The organism is Aeromonas sp. 1HA1 (genome assembly GCF_029237385.1).
Taxonomy (GTDB): domain Bacteria; phylum Pseudomonadota; class Gammaproteobacteria; order Enterobacterales; family Aeromonadaceae; genus Aeromonas; species Aeromonas popoffii.
This window is the reverse complement of the sequence record NZ_JAACGC010000016.1, coordinates 37946-61496: the sequence shown is the minus strand read 5'-3', so window position 1 is coordinate 61496 and position 23551 is coordinate 37946. Positions and strand designations below refer to the sequence as shown.

Below are 23551 nucleotides of genomic sequence, written 5' to 3'. Positions count from 1 at the left end.
ATGGCCAAAACCATCGCCGTTTTTACCGGGACTCGCGCCGAATATGGGCTGCTCTATTGGTTGATGAAAGACATTGCCGCCGATCCTGAACTGGATTTTAGGCTCATTGTTTCGGGGACCCATCTCTCCCCCGAGTTTGGTCTGACCTACCAGCAGATCGAGCAGGATGGCTTCAAGATAGATGAGCGCATCGAGATGCTGCTCTCCTCTGATACCTCCGTCGGTGTAGTCAAGAGCATGGGGGTGGCATTGTTGGGGTTGGCTGATGCGCTGGCGCGCCAGCAACCCGATATTTTGGTGATCCTGGGGGATCGCTTCGAAGCCCTGGCCGCGGCCCAGGCGGCCATGTTGCAACGTATACCTGTTGCCCACCTCCATGGCGGGGAGATCACCGAAGGAGCCTATGACGATGCCATTCGTCATGCCATCACCAAGCTGAGCTATCTGCATTTCACGGCAGCCGAGCCCTATCGGCAGCGGGTCATTCAGCTGGGAGAAGCGCCGGAGCGGGTATTCAACGTGGGGGCTGTCGGCCTGGATCACATCGCTAAGACCCAACTGCTTTCCATGGACGAGCTGCAATCATCCCTTGGGTTTACGCTGGACTCACCGTTTTTCGTGGTGACCTATCACCCCGTGACCCTGGCCGATGAAGCGGCCGAGGAGAGCTTCAGGGCATTGCTGGCGGCGCTGGATCAATTCCCTGCCCATCAGGTGATCCTGACTTATCCGAACGCGGATGACGGCGGGCGCGCCATCATCCCCCTGCTCGTGCAGTATGCGGCAGAAAAAAACGCGCGCGTGCTGGCCATTCCTTCCCTGGGTTACAGGCGCTACCTGAGTGCTGTGAAACACAGTGCCGCCGTGATTGGCAACTCGTCGAGCGGCATCATAGAAGTTCCCTCACTAGGCGTACCGACCATCAATATTGGTCAGCGTCAGCAAGGGCGACTGGCAGCGCAGAGCGTGCTGCATTGCGAGGCGAATAGCATGGCCATTACGCAATGTATTGCCCTGGCCCTGCAACCTATGGCCCCAGATGCTTACATCAATCCTTATGGTGTAGGGGATGCCAGCAGCCAGATTGTTGCTCGTCTGAAGTACCTGACCACACCGACCATCAAACAATTCCATGATCTCGACAGGAGTCCGTCGCCATGATCCGCATCATCGCCGAAGCCGGCGTCAACCATAATGGCGACGAAGCACTCGCTGTGGCTCTGATCGATGCCGCCCACCGTGCAGGTGTCGATGTTGTCAAGTTTCAGACCTTCAAGGCGGCCAATCTGGTGACCCGCCAAGCCAAACAGGCCGCTTATCAGACTGCCAATACCGGCAGGGAAGAGAGCCAGTTTGCCATGCTCTCCCGCCTCGAGCTCTCGTTCGATGCCCATCTTCGCCTGATCGCCCATTGCGAGTCCCTTGGCATCGAGTTTCTGTCCACCGCCTTCGATACCGAGAGCCTCGATTTCTTGGTGAATCAGCTCAAATTGCAGACTCTGAAGATCCCTTCGGGAGAGCTAACCAATGCCCCCTTCGTGCTGGCCCATGCCCGTACCGGTTGCGAGTTGATCGTCTCCACCGGCATGGCCACCTTGGCCGAAGTGGAAGCTGCCCTCGGGGTGATCGCCTTCGGCCTGACAGTGCCTCATGATGTGCAACCGGGCGAGGCTGCCTTCATGGCCGCCTACGCCAGTGAGGCTGGTCAGGCGGCGCTGGCCAAGAAGGTTACTTTGCTCCATTGCACGACCGAGTATCCGGCGCCCATAGTGGATATCAACCTCAAAGCCATGGATACCCTGTCTCACGCATTCCGGTTGCCGGTCGGTTATTCGGATCACAGCCAGGGCATCACCATTCCCGTGGCGGCGGTAGCCCGAGGGGCCTGCCTAATCGAGAAGCACTTCACTCTGGATCGCAACATGGAGGGGCCAGATCACAAGGCTTCTCTGGAACCCGATGAACTGGCCGCCATGGTGCAGGGGATCCGCGATGTGGAACTGGCGCTGGGGGATGGCATCAAGGGGCCGCGCCAGAGCGAGATCAAGAACAAGGAGATCGCACGCAAGAGCCTTGTGGCTGCCTGCGACATTGAGAAGGGCGCCATCCTCTGTGCCGACAACCTCGCCATCAAGCGCCCGGGCGATGGAATGAGCCCCTATGCCTACTGGCAGCTCTTGGGGCAACCCGCGAAGCGTGCCTATCAGGCGGGTGAACCTATCCGTGAATAAACCGGTGATCGTTCTGGGGGCGGGCGGGCATGCCTCCGTGCTGGTCGACATGCTGCGCAGCCAGGGAGTGGTTCCTCTTGCCCTGGTTGCACCTGCCACAGGTGCTCCGCGCGCCGTGCTGGCAGATATTCCCCTCTGGCACGACGAGGCTCAGATATTGACTCATCACCCGGATGAGGTGGAGTTGATCAACGGTATCGGCTCCTTGCCGGGCAACACGTTGCGGGCCGAGCTGTTTGCCCGTTATCGCGCCCTCGGCTACCGTTTTGCCGGGGTCGTCAGCACGAAGGCCATGATCTCTGATTACGCCGTGCTGGAAGAGGGTGTCCAGGTGATGGTAGGGGCCATCATTCAGGCCGGCACCCGGATTGGAGCCAACAGCATCATCAATACCGGAGCCATCGTGGATCACGACTGCCATCTGGGGAGTGACAATCATGTCGCACCGGGTGCCGTGCTCTCCGGCGGGGTGGTGACGGGCGAGCGAGTCCATATCGGCACGGGGGCCGCCGTGATCCAGGGCATATCGATTGACGCTGATGCAGTGGTGGGGGCAGGTGCTACGCTGACGCGTCCTCTTGGAGAAAAGCAGATTGCATACGTTGCCCGGGGCAGCGTGATGCCTATCAAGCAGTAAAGGATGGATTGGATGAGCAAAAATTGGGAAAAAGTGGTGCTGTCGCCGAAACATTCGGTGCGTGATGCCCTGGCCGTGATCAATGCGGAGGCGCTGCGAGTCTGTCTGGTCGTGGATCAGGAGCAACGTCTACTGGGGGTGGTCACTGATGGCGATATTCGCCGCGCCATCCTGAACAACGTGGCCCTGGCGCAAAGCATCACGGCTGTGATGAATCGAACCCCTATCACCGTCTCAGGCAAGTTGACCCGTGAACAGTTGCTGGAGCTAATGCGCGAGCGCAGCATTCTTTCCCTGCCGGTGGTCGATGACGCAGGCAAGCTGATCGGACTGGAAACCTGGGAGCAGGCAGTGAAGGTGCCTAGCTATGATAATCCTGTCTTTATCATGGCGGGCGGTTTCGGTACCCGGTTACGCCCACTCACCGACAGCTGCCCCAAGCCGATGCTCAAGGTGGGCGACAAGCCCATCCTGGAAACCCAGCTAAATCAGTTTCTCAAGGCGGGCTTAAAGAACATCTATATCTCCACTCACTATATGCCCGAACAGATCACCAGATATTTTGGCGATGGCTCTACCTGGGGCGCAAATATTCGATACGTGCATGAAGATACGCCTTTGGGAACCGGGGGGGCGCTTGGTCTGCTGCCTGCCGACATACCCGCTTTACCTCTAATCATGATCAATGGTGATATACTGACTACGGTAGATTTTGGACAACTGCTCGATTTTCACAATAAATATCTGCCAGCAGCTACCATGTGTGTTCGTGAATATGACCATCAGATACCATTTGGAGTCATCCGTGGTGATGGTAATCGAATCATAGAGATGCAAGAAAAACCCATCCAGCGCTACCTCGTTAATGCGGGGATGTACGTGGTCAGCCCTGACGTGTTTATGAATGTGCCAAGCCAGAAGTATATTGACATGCCTACTTTGCTGGAACAGCAAATAGCCAAAAAACAAGATGTTTTAATGTTTCCTCTCCATGAATATTGGCTAGACATTGGCCGTATAGATGATTTTAACAAGGCACAACTAGACATTAAGGGGTTAGTGTAATGTCACTAAATATTACTATCATTCCGGCACGTGGAGGCAGTAAACGCCTACCAAATAAAAATATCTTGCCATTGGCGGGTAAACCATTGATCACCTGGACGATAGATGCGGCTCTCGAGAGTCAGCTATTCGATATGGTATTGGTGAGCACAGACTCTCAAGACATCGCTGATATCGCAATAAATGCTGGCGCGACCGTGCCATTTTTACGACCAGCCCAGCTAGCCAATGATACCGCAACAACCAATGATGTGATCACTCATATGATCGAGTGGGTTGAATTACATTACAGAAGGGTGTCAAGGGTAACTCTGCTACAGCCAACATCGCCCCTGCGTGATGCAAATAATATTAAAGAGGCCATGGCACTTTATGAGATGAAAAATGCGCTGGCCGTTATCTCGGTTTGCGAACTTGAGCACCCTATACAATATTGCAATCGCCTATCAGCGAATTTAAGCATGGAGGGTTTTCTTCCCACTGCAGCGAATCGACGTAGTCAAGACCTAGAACCTTACTATCGCTTAAATGGTGCTATTTATATTTTTGATAGAAAATTCGTTGGTAAAATGTCCGATATATATTCTAAAGGTTCTATAGCTTATATTATGAGCAAGTTTAAATCTGTAGATATTGATGATGAATTTGACTTCAACATGGCTGAATTTATTAAAAATAGCTGCCATCATGAAAATAAAAGATGACATATGCCACTTAATTTTTAATCAAAGTGGCAGTGATGATATTTTTAGTTCATCCCGTCACTATATATTTATTTTTTATATAAATTAACTATTGCATTATCAACCATATCTACACTATCAAGTGCCTTGGGATACATATCTTTTGCTTTTTTCAGAAAACCTAACCAGAGCTCGATTGCAGGTTTCATCATAGTTAATGCTTTTGCTTCCTCTTCAAACAAGTAAAGAATGGAACTCAACATAGCGAACATATGATTCATCGAGCCATTCAACATTTGTGCGATTATATTATTTTTAGTTGTAGATATCTGAGAAAGATAACCGAAGTGCCTTAGCATCAATTGATTTATCTCATTTCTAGATAAAAAATCATGTTGCCATTCACCTATTATCTTATCGACAACATAATTGAAGAAATCAACATCAAGTAATGCTTTAAAATCCTGCACTGGTAGGTACAAAGGGGCACAGAGGTGATTGGTTATTTCATGCAGAATAGCTGCCTTATCAATAGGCTGACATAGTACGATGTCATCGGCGGGAACAGATCTAGCCCCCGATATTTTGGCACCATCACTACAATTGGCACAATGTACATCTTTATTGATAGCCAATACATCTTCAATGATACTCCTCGAGGTATCATACATCACATTACTTATGACAACACCACCAAAATTAGCCTCACATTGTCGTTCATTGTTGCTACACACCAAATCAGTCAAGATCTTAGCATTTAGTTCATTATTATAATATGCACTAGACTTAGCGTGATGGTGATTCTTATCCTTATAACCGTTATCTAAACCAAACAGATATAGACTTTTAAATCCAAGCTGTATAGGTGCATGAACGCCGATATTACCAACAAAGGGATTAACTGCCTGCCAAGCGGAAAAATCTTTGGCGGCAGAAAAATATGTTTGGCACATCATCACCCCTGGTTCATTACTCTTGAACGCAAGAACTGTTTTCTTGAACAGGGTTGAACAGTCTGGATGGACGACATCAGTGCTCAAAAATAAAATATCTTGTAAGAATTCAGGGTCATCCAAATTAACCATGAAATCATACACTGCTTTGGTTCGTTCGATTTGAACTTCTATATCTGGCGTTATCCCATGCTTATGCAAAGCCGATATAGCACTACCACAAGATATCAAAATGGCACGTTCTTTATTCTCTTTAATAAAAGGTAATGACTCATCAAGTGATGGACCACTGCCAATAATAAACACTGGTACGTTTTGGTGTTTTTGCGATATTTTTTTATTTTTCTTAAAAAATGGTACACCACGTTCAATATTACGCATAGAATGGGAAAGTGCGATCAGGCTATCATCAAAAAAACCCCACCCCATCACTAACAGATAATATTGCTGCTGTACCGTTTTCATAAGTTCATTTATTTTATCGTTTTGATACCCCCACATAGTAAAAGCATTTGCAACCAAGAAAGAGCCTCGAGAACTAACCGCCGATGAAAAATCTCTGACAATACTTTTTTCATCCTGTCCTAACAGAATGTGCAACCCCAGATTCTCCTGATACAAATAGGCTAGCAGTGGAGCCCAATCGAAGCAGAACAATGAAGCGTAGAATAAATCCAGGTCTGGCTCAAACAAGAACAACGAGCTAATTTTGCAACGCTCATAAAGATAACCAAGGTGATAGCCTAAACCAACCCCAAAGATCAATGCACAGGGAACTTGATCTGGTACTTTAATAAGGAGCTCAGCTTGTGATGATACCTCATCCTTATAAATAGTGAGATTATTGAGGTGTTCAACATGGATGGAACCCATTGGGTTCGCTTCCTGATGGAAAGAAAATTTTGATAATGCCCCCTTATCCATGAATTCATTCACGAGTGTCTCACAACTGAGATAGGGTTCAGCCCCATAAATGGCAACGTCATCGTCAAGCCATTTAAGATTTGGTTGACCATTTTCATTACAAAAAAACCTGAATGGACGTCTAGGAGAATAAACCTCATACATATCAGAGATGTGAGGAATATATTTCCGAAAGGCCTCTATGTTCTGTGTAAAACGAAGCGGCAATGCGACCATCATGGCGGCTTCTTGCTCTGCTTGTTGTTGAAGTCTCCGCATTTCCTGCTCGGCTTTTACCAGCACAGCATCAATATTGACCGACATCAGAACTCCTTGCTATTCAGGTTATAGGCCTGTCCAGCCTTGTTACCTTTCCCGACGTGAACCAGCTTATTAAAAACATTTTGATGATAGCTGACAGTTAAAGCTTTCAGCCTTTCTTCTTGAATGGACAGTGTAGCGGCCAATTCCGAAACTGCCTGCTGTTGCATTGGGCGCTCTTTGGCCAGTTGCGCCAACTGATCTATCAGGGCCAATCGTTGATCCATGCACAGTACAGCCTCATCATATTGCTGCTGTTGCAATAGACCCTCTATCAAGTAGAGATTATCCTGTAATGCCTCATCGAGGGAGGTAAGGGTGACTCTCACAGCTCACCCAACTTTTTTCGCATCTGATAGCCCTGCTGCTTTTCGGCTTCCGGCAATTGATCCCAAGCAGACTTGATCGTCACCATCAGTGCCATAACCTCATCGAGGGGAGCGACATCCCGTGCCAGACTGGCATCCCAAATGCGCTCATCCATATATGCATAGAGTTTGTATAAATATTCAGCAATCGCCCCCTGACTCATATCTAGCGCATCCTGTAATCCATGTAATAGTCCCTGAGCTTTAGAAACTGCAATAGATTTTGCTTCCATGTCACCACGCTCTATCGCGCCTTTAGATTGAGCCAACCTTTCTAAAAATCCTTGCATCATGAGTTGAATAACACGATGTGGATCTGCAACAGCAAGATCAGCCGCAATACTGGTTGCTTTATATGCTTTTAGATTACGTTGGTACATCATATGCTACCTCTAATAATAATCATCTGTTATTGTTATTGTTAATCTGTAATGACTTCAACGCTAATGCGGAGTTATTCATTTTAGCTAGTAACACATCCAGACTACCGTATTGTGCACGCAGTGATGCTTCATACTTAACCAGTTGAGCATTTGATGTTGTCTGCTTTTGATTCAAACTGCGTAAGTCCGCATTAAGCGTATCTGTGCGTTCAGCCAACATACCGCCTGACTTGGTATACTCTTTAAGTCCTTTATTCAAAGTACCAGCAAGACCATCATCACCACCAAATAAGGACACTACCTGATCGAAATTTTTATCCACTGCTTGGCCAAACTTCTCTTTATCTAGAGATAACTTACCCTTATTATCCATTTTGATACCGATTTCGAAAATACTTGAATATGTTGTACTCGAACCTGTTTTTCCAGTGATGGTATTAGCCATAAAGCTACTGATTGTCCGTGTACTTGCATCACCAGCTAGAGCCCCACCGTCATCTTGTCTAACACCACCGACAATACTGTTTCGCTTGCCCAGCTCATCCATCTTGTCCTGAAGTGCGTTATAGCCATCGATAAACTGTTTCACCATATCTTCAATTGAAGACTTATCGGTGGATATATCTACTTTGTTAGATTTGAGCCCACCGCTGCTATCTTCATCAGATACGCGTAGCACAGTAAGTTTGAGATCCTGTATAGAGTCATCAAAAACATTGGTATCACTTTTAAGCTTATTACCATCAATCTGAATTTCAGCACTGCTCGCGGCCTGTGTCTGACTCATGACACTACCTGGCTCTCCAATCGAAAACATTCCAAGCTCTGATGTATTGCCGGTGATAGTAAGATCCTTACCATCCCCAGAGACACCTGAATCAATAATTAATTTTGCTTTACCATCTGCGGTGTTAACAATATTGGCACTTAACCCAAAGTTATCACTGTTGCTGTTAATACTCTTGCGAATATCTTGCAGGGTATCCCCAGCTTTAACATCAACTTTGAACTCTTTATCACCAGCTTTGAACGTCAGTTGACCATCTTGGGTAATCAGTGCCGTTGTTGAACTATCAAAGAGACCTTCTTGGCGACTGGTGGTCGCTAATTTTTTTACGGTGACATTATACTGGCCATTTGAGCCACCACTTTTACTCTCTACTTTCATCACCGGGTTATCTTTATCTTGGGTGATATTGATAGCACGTTTGTTGAAAGCGCCAGGTTTGCTCAATGTATCGAGAATATCAGTGAAGGTGGTCAGGGATGATTTTAGCTGACCAATACCAGAGATCGCGATCTGGGTACTGTTTTGTTTTTTGATGATCGGTTGTTGTAACTGTGCTTTTTTAGCCGCCACACTGGCCGCAATCACACTCTCGAGATCAAGTTGAGAACCAGCACCGGCAGAGGTAATTGCCATGTTATCGTTTCCTCATTTGTTCGATTTAAATTTCACTATCTAGCAACAGGCCAAGTTTCGGATTAGCGCCCGCATCTCCCTGACGCAAGGCCTGGATCCGCTTGTGAATTGCGAGCAGCTCTTCACTCGGAATTTGCCTTATAACGGATCGGGTGTCCGAGTCAACCACCTTGATCACCACCTGTCCCAGGTCTTGCTCCATGCTGAAATTAACGGTCCACCCTTGCTGCAGGGCAAACTCCTGCAAATTTTGTACCTGTTTTTCAATCTCTGCTTGGCTTTGTACCGGCTGGCGATCAGTTTTTGCCACATCCTGATTTTTCTGCAGTGCAACACCAGGTTCTTCCACTAAACCAGAAAGCAGTTGAGCGGCCACTTGGCCGCTCTTATCACTTAGCTGTAAGGAAGCACCATTGGCAGATGACACATTACCGAGTTCAGTTGTCATCTTACTTCTCCCATTTCAATCAGCACTGTCCATCATTAGCCGAGCAGAGACAAGGCAGCCTGAGGACGCTGGTTAGCTTGGGCCAACACGCTTGAGGCCGCTTGCTGCAGAATGTTGTTCTTGGTCATATTTGCGGTCTCGGTGGCAAAGTCCGCATCACGAATGCGGGAACGGGCCGCTGATACGTTCTCCGAAATATTGGACTGGTTGCGAATGGTCGAATCCAGCCGGTTCTGCACCGCCCCCAACTCAGCGCGCTTGCCGTCAACCACCTCCAACATGGAATCAACTGCCCCCAATACATCCTGGGCTTTGGTTTGAGTACTTATGTCTATTCCCTTCGCGGTTGAACCACTGACGAAGATAGCTTCTTTACCAGCTACAGTAGCAATCCCTGATATGCTGAACCCATCTTTCTGGGACAGGCTGAAACCGATGGTCTGGTTGGCATCAGCACCAACTTGAAATTTTCCACCATAAGACCCATCCAACAGTTTGGTGCCCGCAAAGGTGGTATCTTTTGAGATCCGGTTAATCTCTGAACCAAGCTGATCCACCTCTTTTTGTAGGGCTTCACGATCTTTGGCAGAGTTGGAACCGTTGGCAGATTGCTGGGCCAGGGTGCGCATCCGCTGCAGCATGCCGGTCACCTCATCCATGGCCCCTTCCGCTGTTTGCGCCAACGAGATACCATCGTTGGCATTACGGTTACCCTGATCCAGACCGTTGATTTGTGAGGTTAAGCGGTTTGATATTTGCAGACCTGCCGCATCGTCCTTGGCACTGTTGATGCGTAGACCAGATGCCAGGCGAGTATATGAGGTATCCAAGGATTTACTGGTATTCATCAGGTTACGCTGGGCGTTCAGTGATGAAGTATTGGTGTTGATAAACATGGCCATAATAAAATCTCCCGAAGAACATGCGACTGCGGGTTGCGCCGCCAAAGCGACGTCCCACCGTTAGAAGAACAGGTTGAACAATCCTGTGTCTTCTGGCGGGTGTCTGTTTGAACGAACAGGCCACCCGCAGTAGTGCAAACGTTGGATTCCGAACACCCCTCGATTGCTTCACTTTATGTAACGGCCGCATGAACACAAGCTTTAGGAAAATAATTGCCGAAGGCGGCAAGTTTTATCCGGCCAGCGGCAAATCACAGGCATCAGAAAACTCGCCATGTAACGTCAGTCACCATGACGACTAACACATAGGAGAGGTTGGTTTTGGCACGGTTTGTGCTTGATATGATGGAGTGGCGTCAATTTGACGGCACAATAAAAAGAGGCCGGAAAATCCGGCCTAAAATGAGCATATGCTCAGGAGAATACGACCAAGCGTGACAGAACTGAACAGCTGGACAACACTTGGCTTTACTAGTAGAGAATTTATTCTCTCCCGATAGAACAGAGTGCTAACCCGAACACCCCTTTGTTCCATCTCTTGACCAGGGCGGCCTGAACAACCGCCCTGTTTTCTTTTGTTAGCCCTGCAACAGTTGGAGTGCAGCCTGCGGGCGCTGGTTGGCTTGTGACAGAACGCTGGATGCAGCCTGCTGCAGAATGTTTTGTTTGGTCATATTGGCGGTCTCGGTGGCAAAGTCCGCATCACGAATACGGGAGCGGGCAGCTGATACGTTCTCCGAGATATTGGCTTGGTTACGAATGGTCGAATCCAGCCGGTTCTGTACCGCCCCCAACTCAGCGCGCTTGCCGTCAACCACCTCCAACATGGCATCAACTGCCCCCAATACATCCTGGGCTTTGGTTTGAGTACTTACGTCTATTCCCTTCGCGGTTGAACCACTGACGAAGATAGCTGCTTTACCAGCTACAGTAGCAATCCCTGATATGCTGAACCCATCTTTCTGGGACAGGCTGAAACGAATGGTCTGGTTGGCATCAGCACCGACCTGGAAGGTACCACCGAATGAACCGTCGAGCAGCTTGGTACCAGCAAACGTTGTCGCACCGGCAATACGGTTGATCTCCGCACCCAGCTGATCCACCTCTTTTTGCAGGGCTTCACGATCTTTTGCTGAGTTGGAACCGTTGGCAGATTGTTGAGCCAAGGTGCGCATCCGCTGCAGCATACCTGTCACTTCATCCATGGCCCCTTCGGCAGTTTGCGCCAGAGAGATACCATCGTTGGCATTGCGGTTACCTTGATCCAGCCCGTTGATCTGAGAGGTCAGACGGTTGGATATTTGCAGACCGGCGGCATCATCTTTTGCGCTGTTGATGCGCAGACCAGATGCCAAACGGGTATAAGAAGTATCCAATGATTTGGTCGAGTTCGTCATATTACGCTGAGCGTTGAGCGATGAAACGTTGGTGTTGATATACATGGCCATAACTATTCTCCTAAGCTATTAAATTTGCTATCTAATTTGCTCGAACTTTATTGTCTTTCATGTCCGATGCGTCTTATTTAACGGCCTCTTTTTCGATGTCTTTAGCATTATTTTTAACGCTTCATCGCATTAACGCCGCTTACCCTATTTATCGGCACACTCTCGCAGGACTTAAGCGAAAAATTCAAAAAGTCCCCCTTATCAGCGGGATGCAGGCATAGACAGAGGGTCATGAGACGTCCTGCCCCTTGTCAGCTTCGGCTCCCGCCTCAAGCCAGCAGCCACTTCCCCTCTGCTCACCCCGTATCCCGCCTGCAAAAACTGGGTCTGGCTCCCACTTTTGCAGGCCGCCATTGGTCAGATGCTGGCCCAGCCCCTAAAATCGCGGCCCCATCAACAATTGGACGTGAGTTGTTCTCCATGCAGACACTGGTTGAGCAGATTGTTTACATCAGCGACATGTTTGGTACTGCGGTATTCGCGTTTTCGGGCGTGCTGGTTGCGGGGCGGCTCAGGATGGATGGCTTCGGCGTCATGGTGCTGGCAGCCGTCACCGCCATCGGCGGCGGCACCATACGTGACATGATCCTGGGGGCCACCCCTGTGTTCTGGGTGCGCGACCCCCTCTATATCTGGATCGTCATCGCCACAGCGCTGATCGGGATGTGGATGGTCAAGCTGCCCCGTCGCATGCCCTGGTATGTGCTGCCGGTGGCAGACGCCTTCGGGCTGGCCCTCTTCACCGTGATCGGCACCCAGAAGGCCCTCAACTTTGGTTCCCCCGGCCTGATTGCCGTGATCATGGGAACCATGACAGGGGTGGCCGGTGGCATGATCCGGGATGTCTTGGCCCGGGAAGTACCCATGGTGCTGCAAAAAGAGATCTATGCCACCGCCTGCATCCTGGGAGGCATCCTCTATACCCTGGCGCTTGAGGTCAATATGGACAGGGTCACCGCCATGCTCATCTGCATGACGGCCGTGTTTGGTTTACGGGTTGCCGCCATCTACTGGCACCTGTCACTGCCCACCTTCTCGTTGCAACGCCATTGATATCCAGGCCGGGGGCGCTGTGTCGCACTCCCGGCCGAGTTACGTTGAACCAAGCAAGCTTTTCTGTTGTCATACGATCCAGTCGTTGTAAGCCGGAATCCCTCATGCAAAAACTTGGGCTCATCACTTCCCTGTTACTGATGAATGTGGCAACGGCGCAAGCCGATGCACAGATACTGTTCGGACGACTGGCTTCTACCCCGGTACAGCAGTTCAACCTGCAGATCCGCCAAGCAAACACTGCCCAGCAAACCTGGGTCAACGATTATCGTGAAGTGGCACTGCGTTTTGTCGGCCACAGCGACATACCCAGTCGTATCCAGGCACAACAACTGGACAACGATCTGGTGCTCTCGGTGGCCCTCGATGGCAACAAGAGCGACATGATCTACATCCTGACCCTGTTTCGCAGCAACAACCTGTGGCAGATGCGGCAAGCCGAAATGGGCTGGCGCTGTCAGGGGCAATCGACCTTTACACCCGTCCCCTGCCCCTGAGCCGCGTGCGACGTTAGAACACAATCAGAGTGACATAAAAAAATCCGGCACATTGGCCGGATTTTTTATGGGAAGCGCGTGCCGTTATGGGCGGTACACCTTGACGTTGTCAAAGCCCTTCTCTTTCAGATAGAGCGCCTGCAGCTTGCTCATCACGCCGCGATCGCAGTAGAGCAGATAGGTCTTCTCCCTGGGCAGATCACCAAAGGCGGTGGCCAGCTTGAAGAAAGGAAGGTGCAGCACCTCACGTCCTTCCACCACCAGCGGCTTCTCGTCTCGCTCATCACTGGAACGGATATCCAGGATCACCTCATCAGCGCCCAGCACTTGAGTCGTTTCGACCTCTTGCACTTCAGCGGCGGTCTCTTCACCGATGCGGCGGATATCGAGGTAACGGGCCTCGGACACCACCTTGTCCAGGATGGCGAAGTCGAAGTTGGCCTCTTCCGCCTCGATGTTGGACAGCACAGCCTTGATGGTTGGCTTCTTGGAGATGACGCCGCAATACTCCGGCATGGTCTCGGCAAACTCCAGCGTGCCGATGCGGCGGGCTTCACTGATGATGTCCGGCTTGTCCCAGGTGATGAGCGGGCGCAGGATCACCTTGTCGGTCACCCGATCGATGACGTTCAGGTTGGTCAGAGTCTGGCTGGACACCTGACCCACGCACTCGCCTGTCACCAGTGCCGGGATCTGGAAGTAGTCGGCCACATGACCGGCGGCGCGCATCATCATCCGCTTTAGCACCACCCCCATCTGACCGTTATCCACCTTCTCCAAAATCTCGGCAACCACGGGTTCAAAATCGATGGCGGTGAAGCGCACCTTGTGGGAAGCGCCAAACTTGTTCCACAGGTAATAGGCCACCTGTTTGACGCCGATCTCGTGGGCGGCACCGCCAAGGTTGAAGAAGCAGTAGTGCACCCGGCAACCGCGCTTGATGAACTGGTAGGAGGCGACACCCGAGTCGAAGCCACCGGAGAGCAGGCTCAGCACATCTTCCTGGGTCGCCATGGGGAAGCCCCCCATGCCGTGGTGGACGGCGCTGATGATGTAGAGCTCGTCATTTTCCACTTCCAGGTTGACCTGGATGTCAGGCTTTTTCAGGCGCACACCGGCGGTTTCGCAATGCTGGTTAAGGCCCCCCCCTACATAACGCTCCAGCTCCAGCGAGCTGAAGTCGTGCTTGCCGACACGGCGGGCACGCACGCAGAAGGTCTTGCCTTTCAGGCGATCGCCCCAGACGGCGCGGGTCTGCTCGAAGATATCGTGCAGGTCGGTGAAGTTGCTCAGTTTCACTTCGAGGAAGTACTGGATGCCAGGAATACAACTGAGCGTCTCCAGATACTGGGCGTGGAACTGATCGTTGCGAGAGCTCACTACCAGCTTGTCCCAATCCATCCGTACGCGGGCGTCTTCGTCGAAGCGGCGCAACACGTTGCGAATGTTGCCCTGCAACATTTTGGTGAAGCGCTGGCGAACTGACTTGCTCTTGATGGTGATTTCCGGGAACAGCTTGATAATGAACTTCATGGTTTTGACTCGGGTGGCCTTGATTTAAGGGCGCGAATTATATCAGAACTTTGTAGCCAGCGCCTACTGGATGCACGTTTACTCACATTCCCTCATGCAACGTTTGCGACGCGGCGGCAATCTTGCGTATATTCCCAAACCTGCGCCCTGGCCACCCCCTGACAACAGACAGATTCGATGAAGACCTTTATCTACTACCCCGGCATGGAGGTTCGCGACGAGCTCTGGCTCAAGTTTGCCCTGCTCTATCTGGAGCGACTCGCCTTCGTCTTTACCGTCAGTGAACAGAGCAGCCTCACCGTCCTGCTCCATACCCTGGAAGAGCAGACCGATCTGCTGGCAAAGCGGCCTGAGCCAAGCTTCTTTGCAGACATCACCCCGCAGCTGGAGAGCCAGATCAGCGGCCTTGTCGCCCCCGATTTTGTCCGCCACAAGGTGTTTGGCAACAAGGCGCTCATCACTCGCTGGCGCCAACCTACCAACCACGACTGCTTCTGCCCCGCTCAGGCCGGTCTTGAGCGGCTACACAGCTTTTGCCTCGCCCACGGCTTTGCCACGTCGGATGAGGGAGGGGTCAGGATGGCGCGACGCTTTGCCAATCTGCTCTCCATGCGCCTCGCCCGTGAATGGGCACTCGCCAATGAGGGTGCGCTCATCACGGATCACGACTATCTCGACCGCCTGCTGCACCTGCTGGAGTCTCGCTACCACAACCGGGGCGGGCAGGATTGCTTCCACCTCGAGATACCATTGCAAGTGCCTACTCACCTTAGCGACATCCCGTTTGCCGAGCTGATTACCCTGCGTGCTCGCAGCGGTTTTCGCCAGCAACTGGCCGAGTTCCATCAAGCCTTCGATGCCATGCTCACCATGCTCGGCAGTGGCTATGCCGACCCGACGGCTCTGACCCGTTTCGAGCAAGCACAACAGGGGTTCAATCAGCTGCTGGGACCAGAGACCCACAGCCTGCCGCTCACCACCCTGGTCAGCACAGGCCTGCCTGCCATGGCGATGATCCATCAGCTCAAGGCGAGCCACCCAAAGAGCCGCCTGATCTTCCATCCCATCAAGAAGAGTCATTTTCACCAGCGCAAGAGCCAGCACTTCTTCACCCGGTTGGGGCAAGTCAAATCCTGAGCCAACCGGCAGCCCATATGGCCCAACGGGATCAGCTCAAAGCCTGATCCCGTCTTGGTGACATGAGGCGCCGTCAATATTCTGGCGCTCGGCCAGCGCGAACCCGTCGCCCTCTCAGGAGGGGTTCTCCAGCCGAAATTCGACTCTATCGCTGTTGCCCGCCTCATCCACCACCACCAGCTGGTAACGCCCCGCCTCGCTCAGTACCTGATCCCCGTCCCAGCGCAGCCGCTGGCCATTGAGAAACCAGAACGGCTTGCCGACGCCACCCAGCACCTTGGGTTGCAGGCGATAGCGCTGGCTGCGGATAAGGTTGCCCTCCCCCAGCGCGACGATGCGAATGGGGGCTTGCAGCTCAGCGCTTTGCTCCTCCCCCGCACAACCGCTGGCCAGCAATGCCTGTCGCCGCTCACCGGGCTTGCGCCAGGGTTCCAGTGACAAGGGCCAAAGCGCCCGAAAGCCGGCTTGCGCCGCATCCTGGCAGCGGGCCAGGGTCGGCTTGCCCTCGGCGGTCAGTGCAACTTGGCGCAGCGGAGAGGGCCAATCCATGGGGTCGGGCAAGGTGGGGGGATCACGCGCTTCCAGCAACCAGGCGCTCTGGCGCTGGAGACAGACCTCAGGCAGCGTCGAACTCGCCTTGCGCCCCAGCGGCCAGCAGATCTCGGTCTCGCTCACCGTATTGGGCTGCACCGGCAGGGGGCTGTTGTCAGCCAGCCGCGAGTAGACCGAGAGCAGCAGCGGCACCGCCGCACTCTGGCCGTAAAAACCGGGCAAGGGGGTACCATCGGGGCGCCCCAGCCAGACGCCAATAGTCCAGCGACCTGAGACCCCCATCGCCCAGCTGTCGCGATAGCCGTAGCTGGTGCCGGTCTTCCAGGCCAGTCGGTTGACCCGACCGGTCGCCTCGCTGGCAAAGGGCTGATCCGAGCGCCCCTGCGCACTCAGGATCTGCCAGATGATCCAGGCCGCCCCCGGGCTCAGCAAGGGGCGGGGCACCGCCTGCTGCCCCGCCAGCCAGACCGGCATCGCCACCTGCCCCTCACGGGTCAGCGCGCTGTAGAGTGCCACCAGCTGCTCGAGCCGAATGCCTGCCGCCCCCAATGCAATGGCCGGATTGGGTTTGTCGGAGAGCGCCAGCCGCACCCCGGCGTTGTCGAGGCGGCTGACCAGTTTGTCGGCCCCAAGCGCCTCCAGCACCTGCACCGCCGGCACGTTGAGGGATTGCTGCAATGCCTGAGTGAGGGTCACCGGCCCCTGAAAGGCGCCGGAAAAGTTGGCGGGTCTATAATCCGAGCCCAACCTTGGCGCGTCGGAGAGCAGGGAGGCCGAGTGCACCAACCCCTCATCCATCGCCAGACCGTAGATAAAGGGCTTGAGGGTGGAGCCGGGGGAGCGGATAGCCTGCACCATGTCGAGATAACCGTGGCGGCGCAAATTGCCATACTCGGCGCTGCCCACATAGGCGCGCACCGCCATGGTCCGGTTGTCCACCAGCAGCAGCGCAGCAGAGGTCTGCTCGGGGAAGCGGCGGATATAGCTCGCCACCCGCGTCTCCAGCCAACGCTGCAGATCGCCATCAATCGTAGTGTGCACCAGGGCGCCCGGCTGGCTGTCGGCGGCCAGACGAGCAAACAACGGCGCCTCCATCGGGGTGAAATGGCCGCGAGCCAGCACAGGCTCGATGCGTCCCTCCTGCCACGCCTGCTCGGGCCAGACCCCCTGTGCCACCAGTCGCTGCATCACCTTGTCGCGGGCGGCGCGGGCCCGCTCGGGATGGCGATCTGGTCGGTTGCGGCTGGGGGCCTGCGGCAGCACCGCCAACAGCGCCGCCTCGGCATAAGTCAGCTTGGCCACGCTCTTGCCAAGATAGGCAAAACTGGCTGCCTGCACCCCTTCCAGATTGCCGCCAAAGGGAGCCCGGTTGAGGTAGACGGTGAGCAGGGTGCGCTTGTCGTAGTGCCACTCCAGCTGCAGCGCACGCGCCATCTGGCGCAGCTTGCCGGGTATCGACCTCTGATAGGGCTCGATCAGGCGCGCCACCTGCATGGTGAGGGTCGAGCCGCCCGAGACGGCGCGCCCGTAGCGCAGCCATTGCCAGACTCCGCGCACCATGGCCACCGGATTGACCCCGGGATGGCGCCAGAAATGGCGATCCTCGTAGCCCAGCAGCGCCTCGATATAGCGGGGGGAGACCTGATCCAGCGTCACGGGGTAACGCCACACGCAGCTGGTGTCGGCAAAGGCGCGCAGTGGCCTCCCCTTCATGTCGAGCACCACCCGCGCGTAGGCAGGGTCGAGTGGCGGCGGCGGGAAAATACGATCCAGCGCCAGCAGCGACAGGAACAGGGCGACAGCTCCCAGCCCCGAGAAACGCAGCCAGCGTGGCAGACGGCCAAGCCAGCGCCAGCCAGCGCGGCCACTGCGAACCAAGCTCAGCCAGCCGCGCTGCCAGAAAGTGAGCAGGTGGCCCCGCTCAAGGGGGGGTACGTTACGCAGAGGGCGTCTGCGACTCATAAAGCGCCAGCTACTCAGAGATAGTTACCTCGTGAATATCCTCCCCCACAGCCCGCAGCTCGGGTCGGTACATATCCTCCACCTGGGTCGGTGGCACCTGATAGCGACCCGGCGTCACCGCCCGCATCAGGTAGACCAGCTGCTGGTTGCTCCCCTCGCTCAGATCCAGCGCCGCCGTGTAGCGGTCGTCGCGAAACTCCTGATGCTTGAGATAGTCGTTCCACTCGCTCTGCCACGCCGGTTTCCCCTCAATGGAGAGCTCTTCGAGCTTGATGCTGTTGCCAAGGGCCGGATTCTCCAGCTCGAAACCGGCCGGCACCATCTCCACCAGCAGGGCATCGGGCACCGCCGATTTGCTGCTGACATTGAGCCGCACCACCACCAGATCGCCGACCTTTACCTTGGCGGGATCAAACGGCTGACCCTCGCTGTTAAACCAGCTGCGGGTCACACTCATTCCCTTGCTGACCCGTGCCGGCGCCTGTTCGGGGTAGCCGATCAGAGTGCGCTGCACATAGAGGGATCCCTTGCCCTCGTTGGTGACCGCACTGGCCGCCAGCGCCTCGGGGGCGCCCAGCTGCAAGGCGGCCGAACCGCTCAGGGATCCACTGCCCAGGGATGAGGCGACCTTTGCCTGCCAGTCTAGGCCTGGGTCAACGCGGGCAAGTCGCAACAGGGCGAGCCGCTCCTGGGTGCTGAGCCACTGACGGTGAGCCAAGGTGTCGGCCACTTTGGCACTGAGAGCAGGCCAGCGATCCAAAGCCAGCTTGTACTGACGCAGCAAGGAGAGCTCAAGGGCCTGATCGCGCAGCGGCGAACCGTAATCCCCCAGATAGTCGTCACCCCGCTCGGTCCCTAGCGCCCGGCTGAGGGCCTTGGCGGCGGTCTGCTCATCCCCCATGGCCGAGAGGGCCAGCGAGAGGTGCAAGAGCGGCAAACCGGAGCGGGCGTGATCGGCTTGCTGCTCCCAGATAAGGCGCAGGGTAGCCAGCGGCGCCTTGCCCACCCGGGCCAGCACATAGGCGCTGTAGGCCTGATAGGCCAACCGGCTATGCTCGGGGGCACCGCTCCAGCGCTCGCCGTACTGGCTGTCGGTGAGATAGCTTTGCAGCCGGTTTAGCGCCTGATTGAGCATGGCCTCCGGCACAGCGTCGCCCACCTCCTTGCGCGCCAGCAGGTAGTCAGCGGCATAAGCGGTGAGCCACTGCTCCTCGTCGGAGCGACCATCCCAGAGGCCAAAGCCGCCGCTTGGCAATTGCAACCGCTGCAGTCGTTGCAGCAGGGCGCGCTGCACATCCGCCTCACTCGCCGCTTTCTTGCCCTCTGCGGGTTTGCTCCAGGCGGCCCGCTCATCCGCCGTGGTCAGCAAGTAAGGCCAGGCCCGTGACAGGGTCTGCTCCAGACAGGCGTAGGGGTAGTCGGCCAGCGCCTGCCACTGGGCAGCCGGATCCCAGGGCGGGGTGCCGGAGAGGCTGAGCAGCCCCTGCAGGTTGGCGCGATCCAGCCCGGCCAGCTCAGCTGGCGCAAAGCTCATCTGCTGACCAGGAGCCAACATCTGGTAGCGCTGGCGAGTCTCGGCCGGCCAGGGGGAGCGCAGCGGCAAAGTCCAGTCGCGGCTGATGGCAAAATCCTTGCCGCTGGCCGCCAACTGCAGGCTTGCAACACCGCTCGCCCCGATCACGGTGAGCGGCAGGGTCAGCCACTGCTCTTCGCCATTTTTAAGAGCCAGGGTGCCGGGCAGCTCGCCGTTTGCCTTGAGCCCACCGTTGAGGGTCCAGGCAAGGGAGAGAGTCTGATCCTCGCCGCTCATGTTGCGCAGCTGCACCAGCGCCCGGGTCTCATCGCCTCTGGCGCCAAAGCGTGGCCAGCCAATTTCAGCCACCAGGGGCGCCACCACCTTGATGGCGCGCTCGGCCTCGCCGACTTGCTGTTCGTTCCAAGCCAGCGCCATCAGCGCCAACTCGCCGTTGAAGTTAGGCAAATCGAGCGGGATCACCGCTTTGCCCTGCTGGTCAAAACTCACCTCGCCACTCCAGAGCGCAGCTATCTCAACCCGGCTCTCCAGCGCGCCTCCCTTTTTCAGCGGCGCCCGATCGCCACCGTAGTTGAGGCGGGCCAGCTTGCCATCTTGCGGCGGGATCACCTGGCCGTAGTTGTCGAACAAATCTTGGGCGAAGCGCTTGCGGCCAAAGAAGATCTCGAACGGGTCGAGGGGTTGATAATCGCTGATATTGAGCACGCCCCGATCCACCGCTGCCAGCACCACACGGCCTTGGCTATTGGGGGTGGAAGTGGCGGTTACTTCCAGTCGGGTAAGGGGCACGGCTTTGTCCGGTGCGCTCAGGGTAAGCGGCAGACGGCGCGCTTCCCGGTCCAGGGTGAGCGGCACCAGCCCAACCGAGCGCAGGCTCTGCCCCTGCTGGCTACTGACCGGTTTGGAGGCACTGTCTGGCGCGGCGATCTGGGCCGAGATATGCAAGTCATGGCGCTGCCACTCGGGACTGACCGGGATCTCGAACTCGCCGCGGGCATCCTTGGCATCGCCATCGGCGCCCTTGAGCTCGATACGCTGCCACCAGCGCAGACCGTCGCCATCTTCCACCAGCAGCAAGCCCTTGCCGGGGCGTGGCGCCACCAGCGTCACTTTGGCTTTGTCGCCCGCCAGATAGGCGTGCTTGTCGAGGGTGATGGCAATCTTGTCGGGCCGCGCCTGCTCGCCACCGCCGCCCCAGGCGTAACTGCCGATCTCCACCCGCAGGCTCGATTGATGGCCCTGACTGTTCTCCACCTCCAACCGATACCAGCCCGCCGCCAGTTGCAGCGAGAGCGGAGTCGGCCCCTTGCCATCCAGCTGCAGGGTCTGCTCCTGCTCCAGATAAGGCTGGCTGTTGAACTCGTACTTCCACCCCTCGCCATCGGCGTAGTGCCAGTAGTAGTCGCGGTACTCGTTGATAAGGCGCACCTTCACCGCCCCCGCCACCGGCTGGCCTTGCTCATCGAGGTTGAGGATCTGGAAGGGGAGCGGCTTGCCCCCTTCCACCCGATCCGCCACGAAGTCGGCCTTGAGTGCCGGCCACTGGCTGCCCGCAGGCCAGCCATACTGGGTGCGACTGCGATTGACGGCGCGGCCACCGGGCTCGGCGAGCGACACCCGATAGGTAACCTCCAGCGGCCCGAGGGCTCGCACCCCATCGAGCTCATCAGCAAGCGAAAAAGTCCCCTGCCCCTTCGCATCGAGGGTGAGACTCCGCGCCTCGAGATCCTTGGCCTGCTCGGCGAGCAGCACGTCCCCCAGGGTGAACTCCTGCCACTGGGTAAAGGGCATGGTGGCGCGGCTTAACTTCACCTCTGCCTTGGCCTTGGTGGCACTCGCTGGCGCACCGTAGAGATAGTCCCCTTGCAGCGGCAGGGCGAGAGCGGCATCCAGACTCGTCACTTCACCATCCGGCCCCTTGCCAAGCTGCAGTTTCAAGCGCTCCGGCAAAAACTCCTCCACCAGAAAGGGCCACTCAAAGCGGCTGCCAGCAGCGGTCTTGAGGTTGATGGTCCAGCGCCCCAGCGGCGCATCGCCCGGCAGACGCAGGCCGTAGTGGGCCGCGCCCAAATTGTCCGGCAGCAGCCGTTTCTGTTCGAGCAGCTGGCCGTCCGGCTCTTTCACCTCCAGCTCCACCGCCATGCCCGGCAGCAGCTGGCCATCCTGCCCCTTGAGCAGGATCTCGCTGTCGAGCCGCTCGCCGGGGCGATAGAGGTCGCGCCCGCTGAACAGATACAACTGCTGGGCCTGCCAGGGCTGGGTGCCGAGATCGAAGCTGGAGAGATCGAGCGCCGCCCCATCGAGGCGAAGCACCGCCAGATGCTTGCCCTGCTCGGCCAGCAGCAGGCGAGCTCCCTGCACCTGATCGAAGCGGCGATGGCCCTGGGGATCCGTGGTTTGCACCTGCAGCCGGTTGCCCTTCTCATCGAGCAGGGAGAGCTGCACATCCTTGAGGGGGTCAGCGGTGGCCAAGGAGCTGACGAACACCTCCAGCTGATCACTGTAACGGCGGGCACTGAGCCCCATGTCGCTCACCGCGAAATAGGTGGTCTCCTTGCGCCAGTCGTAGTTGCCAAGGGGGGACATCACCGCAAAGTAGACGCCAGCCTCGGCCAGCTGCGGCTCTTTGACATTGATAAGGCGGGTCTCGCGCCGGTTGGCATCGAGCTCCAGGGCGTAGCGGCCGCTGAACACCCGCTTGGCGCGCTGGGTGATCTGCTCAAGCTCCCAGTTGCCCATGCCGGCGCCGGGGCGATATTCCGCCAGAAAACGGGGCAGATATTCCGCATCGACCCGGAAGAAATCGATGTTGACCTCGTCCACGTTGACCGCGCTGATGGGCAGGCGAAGTTCCTGCCGCAGCGGCAATACCATGCCGCTGGCGGTAAAGGAGGCCCCCGCCTCCAGCGGGCGGGTCTTGAGGGTCCAGCTTTGGGGGGATGGCCCCAACCCCGACTTGAGGCTCACCTCGTAGCTTTTGTCGGGCTGAACGTTCGGAAAATAGAGGGTGCGACCATCTTCGGCGAGGATCCACTCCCCCTGCACCTGCTTGCCCCCTTCACTGACCCCGAGCCAGCTCTGCCAGTTTGCCTTGGGCCCCAAGGGGCCGGAGAAGACCAGCGCCAGCGCCGGGGCATCGCGATATTGACGGGCATTGGCCTGCACCACGGCCGTGGGTACGCCAGCTGCTTGCTGCGCGGTCGGCACATTGACCGTCGGGGTGGGCTTGTCCTGACCACAACCGGCCAAGAGCAGACCGGTCAATAACAAGGCAGACCAGCGACGCTGGCGCGGCGCAAGCCAGATGGGAGCAAGGTGCTGGGAAGCAGGACGCGGGGCAAAGGGGCGCATGGGTTCCATCCCGGATTGGATCGCTGCCACAGCAGCGCGATAGGCAACAGGATAAGACATTCGACTCGCTTGACACAAAACTCATTGCAAAGTATCGGGCGTGAATGGCCACCGGTCAGACAGCAAAACGCCAACCTGATGGTCGGCGTTTTGCGGGTCGGTGAAGC

At 55.7% G+C, this 23551-nt stretch carries 18 protein-coding genes; 8 read left to right on the top strand and 10 right to left on the bottom strand.

Features of this window, described 5'->3' with window-relative positions:
- The 5 genes from neuC to pseF are packed head-to-tail and all read left to right on the top strand — an operon-like array spanning position 1 to position 4637.
- The gene (neuC, locus tag GWQ22_RS07645) at positions 1 to 1161 is read left to right on the top strand and encodes a UDP-N-acetylglucosamine 2-epimerase (protein ID WP_275929928.1); all 1161 of its coding nucleotides are present in this window, start codon (positions 1 to 3) and stop codon (positions 1159 to 1161) included.
- Complete coding sequence (gene neuB, locus GWQ22_RS07640; protein WP_275929927.1) at positions 1158 to 2231, top strand: N-acetylneuraminate synthase; 1074 nt, start codon at positions 1158 to 1160, stop codon at positions 2229 to 2231. Before neuC ends, neuB begins: the two co-directional genes overlap by 4 nt.
- Positions 2224 to 2868 carry an acetyltransferase gene (locus GWQ22_RS07635; protein WP_275929926.1) on the top strand — a complete coding sequence of 215 codons (645 nt, stop codon included), beginning with the start codon at positions 2224 to 2226 and terminating at the stop codon, positions 2866 to 2868. The genes neuB and GWQ22_RS07635 overlap by 8 nt, the downstream gene beginning before the upstream one ends.
- Before the next feature lie 12 nt (positions 2869 to 2880).
- Positions 2881 to 3933 (top strand): nucleotidyltransferase family protein, encoded by a 1053-nt coding sequence (locus GWQ22_RS07630; RefSeq protein WP_275929925.1) that lies wholly within the window; start codon positions 2881 to 2883, stop codon positions 3931 to 3933.
- A complete protein-coding gene (gene pseF, locus GWQ22_RS07625; RefSeq protein WP_275929924.1) occupies positions 3933 to 4637 on the top strand; it encodes a pseudaminic acid cytidylyltransferase in 705 nt (234 codons plus the stop codon). The genes GWQ22_RS07630 and pseF overlap by 1 nt, the downstream gene beginning before the upstream one ends.
- 68 nt (positions 4638 to 4705) lie before the next feature.
- Here pseF and GWQ22_RS07620 read toward each other — a convergent pair whose 3' ends face one another.
- The 7 genes from GWQ22_RS07620 to GWQ22_RS07590 form a co-directional block, all read right to left on the bottom strand.
- Entirely contained in the window at positions 4706 to 6796 is a 2091-nt protein-coding gene (locus GWQ22_RS07620) for a 6-hydroxymethylpterin diphosphokinase MptE-like protein (protein WP_275929923.1), read from the bottom strand.
- On the bottom strand, positions 6796 to 7056 hold the full coding sequence (locus tag GWQ22_RS07615) for a hypothetical protein (RefSeq protein ID WP_275929922.1): 261 nt from the start codon (positions 7054 to 7056) through the stop codon (positions 6796 to 6798). The genes GWQ22_RS07620 and GWQ22_RS07615 overlap by 1 nt, the downstream gene beginning before the upstream one ends.
- A 62-nt stretch (positions 7057 to 7118) precedes the next feature.
- Complete coding sequence (gene fliS / locus GWQ22_RS07610; protein ID WP_275929935.1) at positions 7119 to 7541, bottom strand: flagellar export chaperone FliS; 423 nt, start codon at positions 7539 to 7541, stop codon at positions 7119 to 7121.
- Between the two features lie 22 nt (positions 7542 to 7563).
- Entirely contained in the window at positions 7564 to 8967 is a 1404-nt protein-coding gene (gene fliD, locus GWQ22_RS07605; protein WP_275929921.1) for a flagellar filament capping protein FliD, read from the bottom strand.
- 25 nt (positions 8968 to 8992) lie between these two features.
- Positions 8993 to 9415 carry a flagellar protein FlaG gene (locus GWQ22_RS07600; protein WP_275929920.1) on the bottom strand — a complete coding sequence of 141 codons (423 nt, stop codon included), beginning with the start codon at positions 9413 to 9415 and terminating at the stop codon, positions 8993 to 8995.
- A 35-nt stretch (positions 9416 to 9450) separates the two neighbouring features.
- Positions 9451 to 10317: a flagellin gene (locus tag GWQ22_RS07595; RefSeq protein ID WP_275929919.1), complete on the bottom strand. Its 867-nt coding sequence runs from the start codon at positions 10315 to 10317 to the stop codon at positions 9451 to 9453.
- 578 nt (positions 10318 to 10895) lie between these two features.
- Positions 10896 to 11765 carry a flagellin gene (locus GWQ22_RS07590; protein WP_275929918.1) on the bottom strand — a complete coding sequence of 290 codons (870 nt, stop codon included), beginning with the start codon at positions 11763 to 11765 and terminating at the stop codon, positions 10896 to 10898.
- Between the two features lie 420 nt (positions 11766 to 12185).
- Here GWQ22_RS07590 and GWQ22_RS07585 point away from each other — a divergent pair, with 420 nt between their 5' ends.
- Both GWQ22_RS07585 and GWQ22_RS07580 read left to right on the top strand, forming a co-directional pair.
- The gene (locus tag GWQ22_RS07585) at positions 12186 to 12818 is read left to right on the top strand and encodes a trimeric intracellular cation channel family protein (protein WP_042034478.1); all 633 of its coding nucleotides are present in this window, start codon (positions 12186 to 12188) and stop codon (positions 12816 to 12818) included.
- 104 nt (positions 12819 to 12922) lie between these two features.
- Positions 12923 to 13315, top strand: a complete 393-nt coding sequence (locus GWQ22_RS07580) for a hypothetical protein (RefSeq protein ID WP_042034480.1) — start codon at positions 12923 to 12925, stop codon at positions 13313 to 13315.
- An 84-nt stretch (positions 13316 to 13399) separates the two neighbouring features.
- Here GWQ22_RS07580 and thiI read toward each other — a convergent pair whose 3' ends face one another.
- Positions 13400 to 14848 carry a tRNA uracil 4-sulfurtransferase ThiI gene (gene thiI / locus GWQ22_RS07575; protein ID WP_042034481.1) on the bottom strand — a complete coding sequence of 483 codons (1449 nt, stop codon included), beginning with the start codon at positions 14846 to 14848 and terminating at the stop codon, positions 13400 to 13402.
- A gap of 177 nt (positions 14849 to 15025) precedes the next feature.
- Between thiI and GWQ22_RS07570 the strand changes: the two genes are divergently transcribed.
- Complete coding sequence (locus tag GWQ22_RS07570; RefSeq protein ID WP_275929917.1) at positions 15026 to 15985, top strand: hypothetical protein; 960 nt, start codon at positions 15026 to 15028, stop codon at positions 15983 to 15985.
- 114 nt (positions 15986 to 16099) lie between these two features.
- On the opposite strand, the gene pbpC is transcribed toward GWQ22_RS07570, so the two are convergent.
- A complete protein-coding gene (gene pbpC, locus GWQ22_RS07565; protein WP_275929916.1) occupies positions 16100 to 18499 on the bottom strand; it encodes a penicillin-binding protein 1C in 2400 nt (799 codons plus the stop codon).
- A 10-nt stretch (positions 18500 to 18509) separates the two neighbouring features.
- Complete coding sequence (locus GWQ22_RS07560) at positions 18510 to 23384, bottom strand: alpha-2-macroglobulin (RefSeq protein WP_275929915.1); 4875 nt, start codon at positions 23382 to 23384, stop codon at positions 18510 to 18512.
- Positions 23385 to 23551 lie beyond the last annotated feature (167 nt).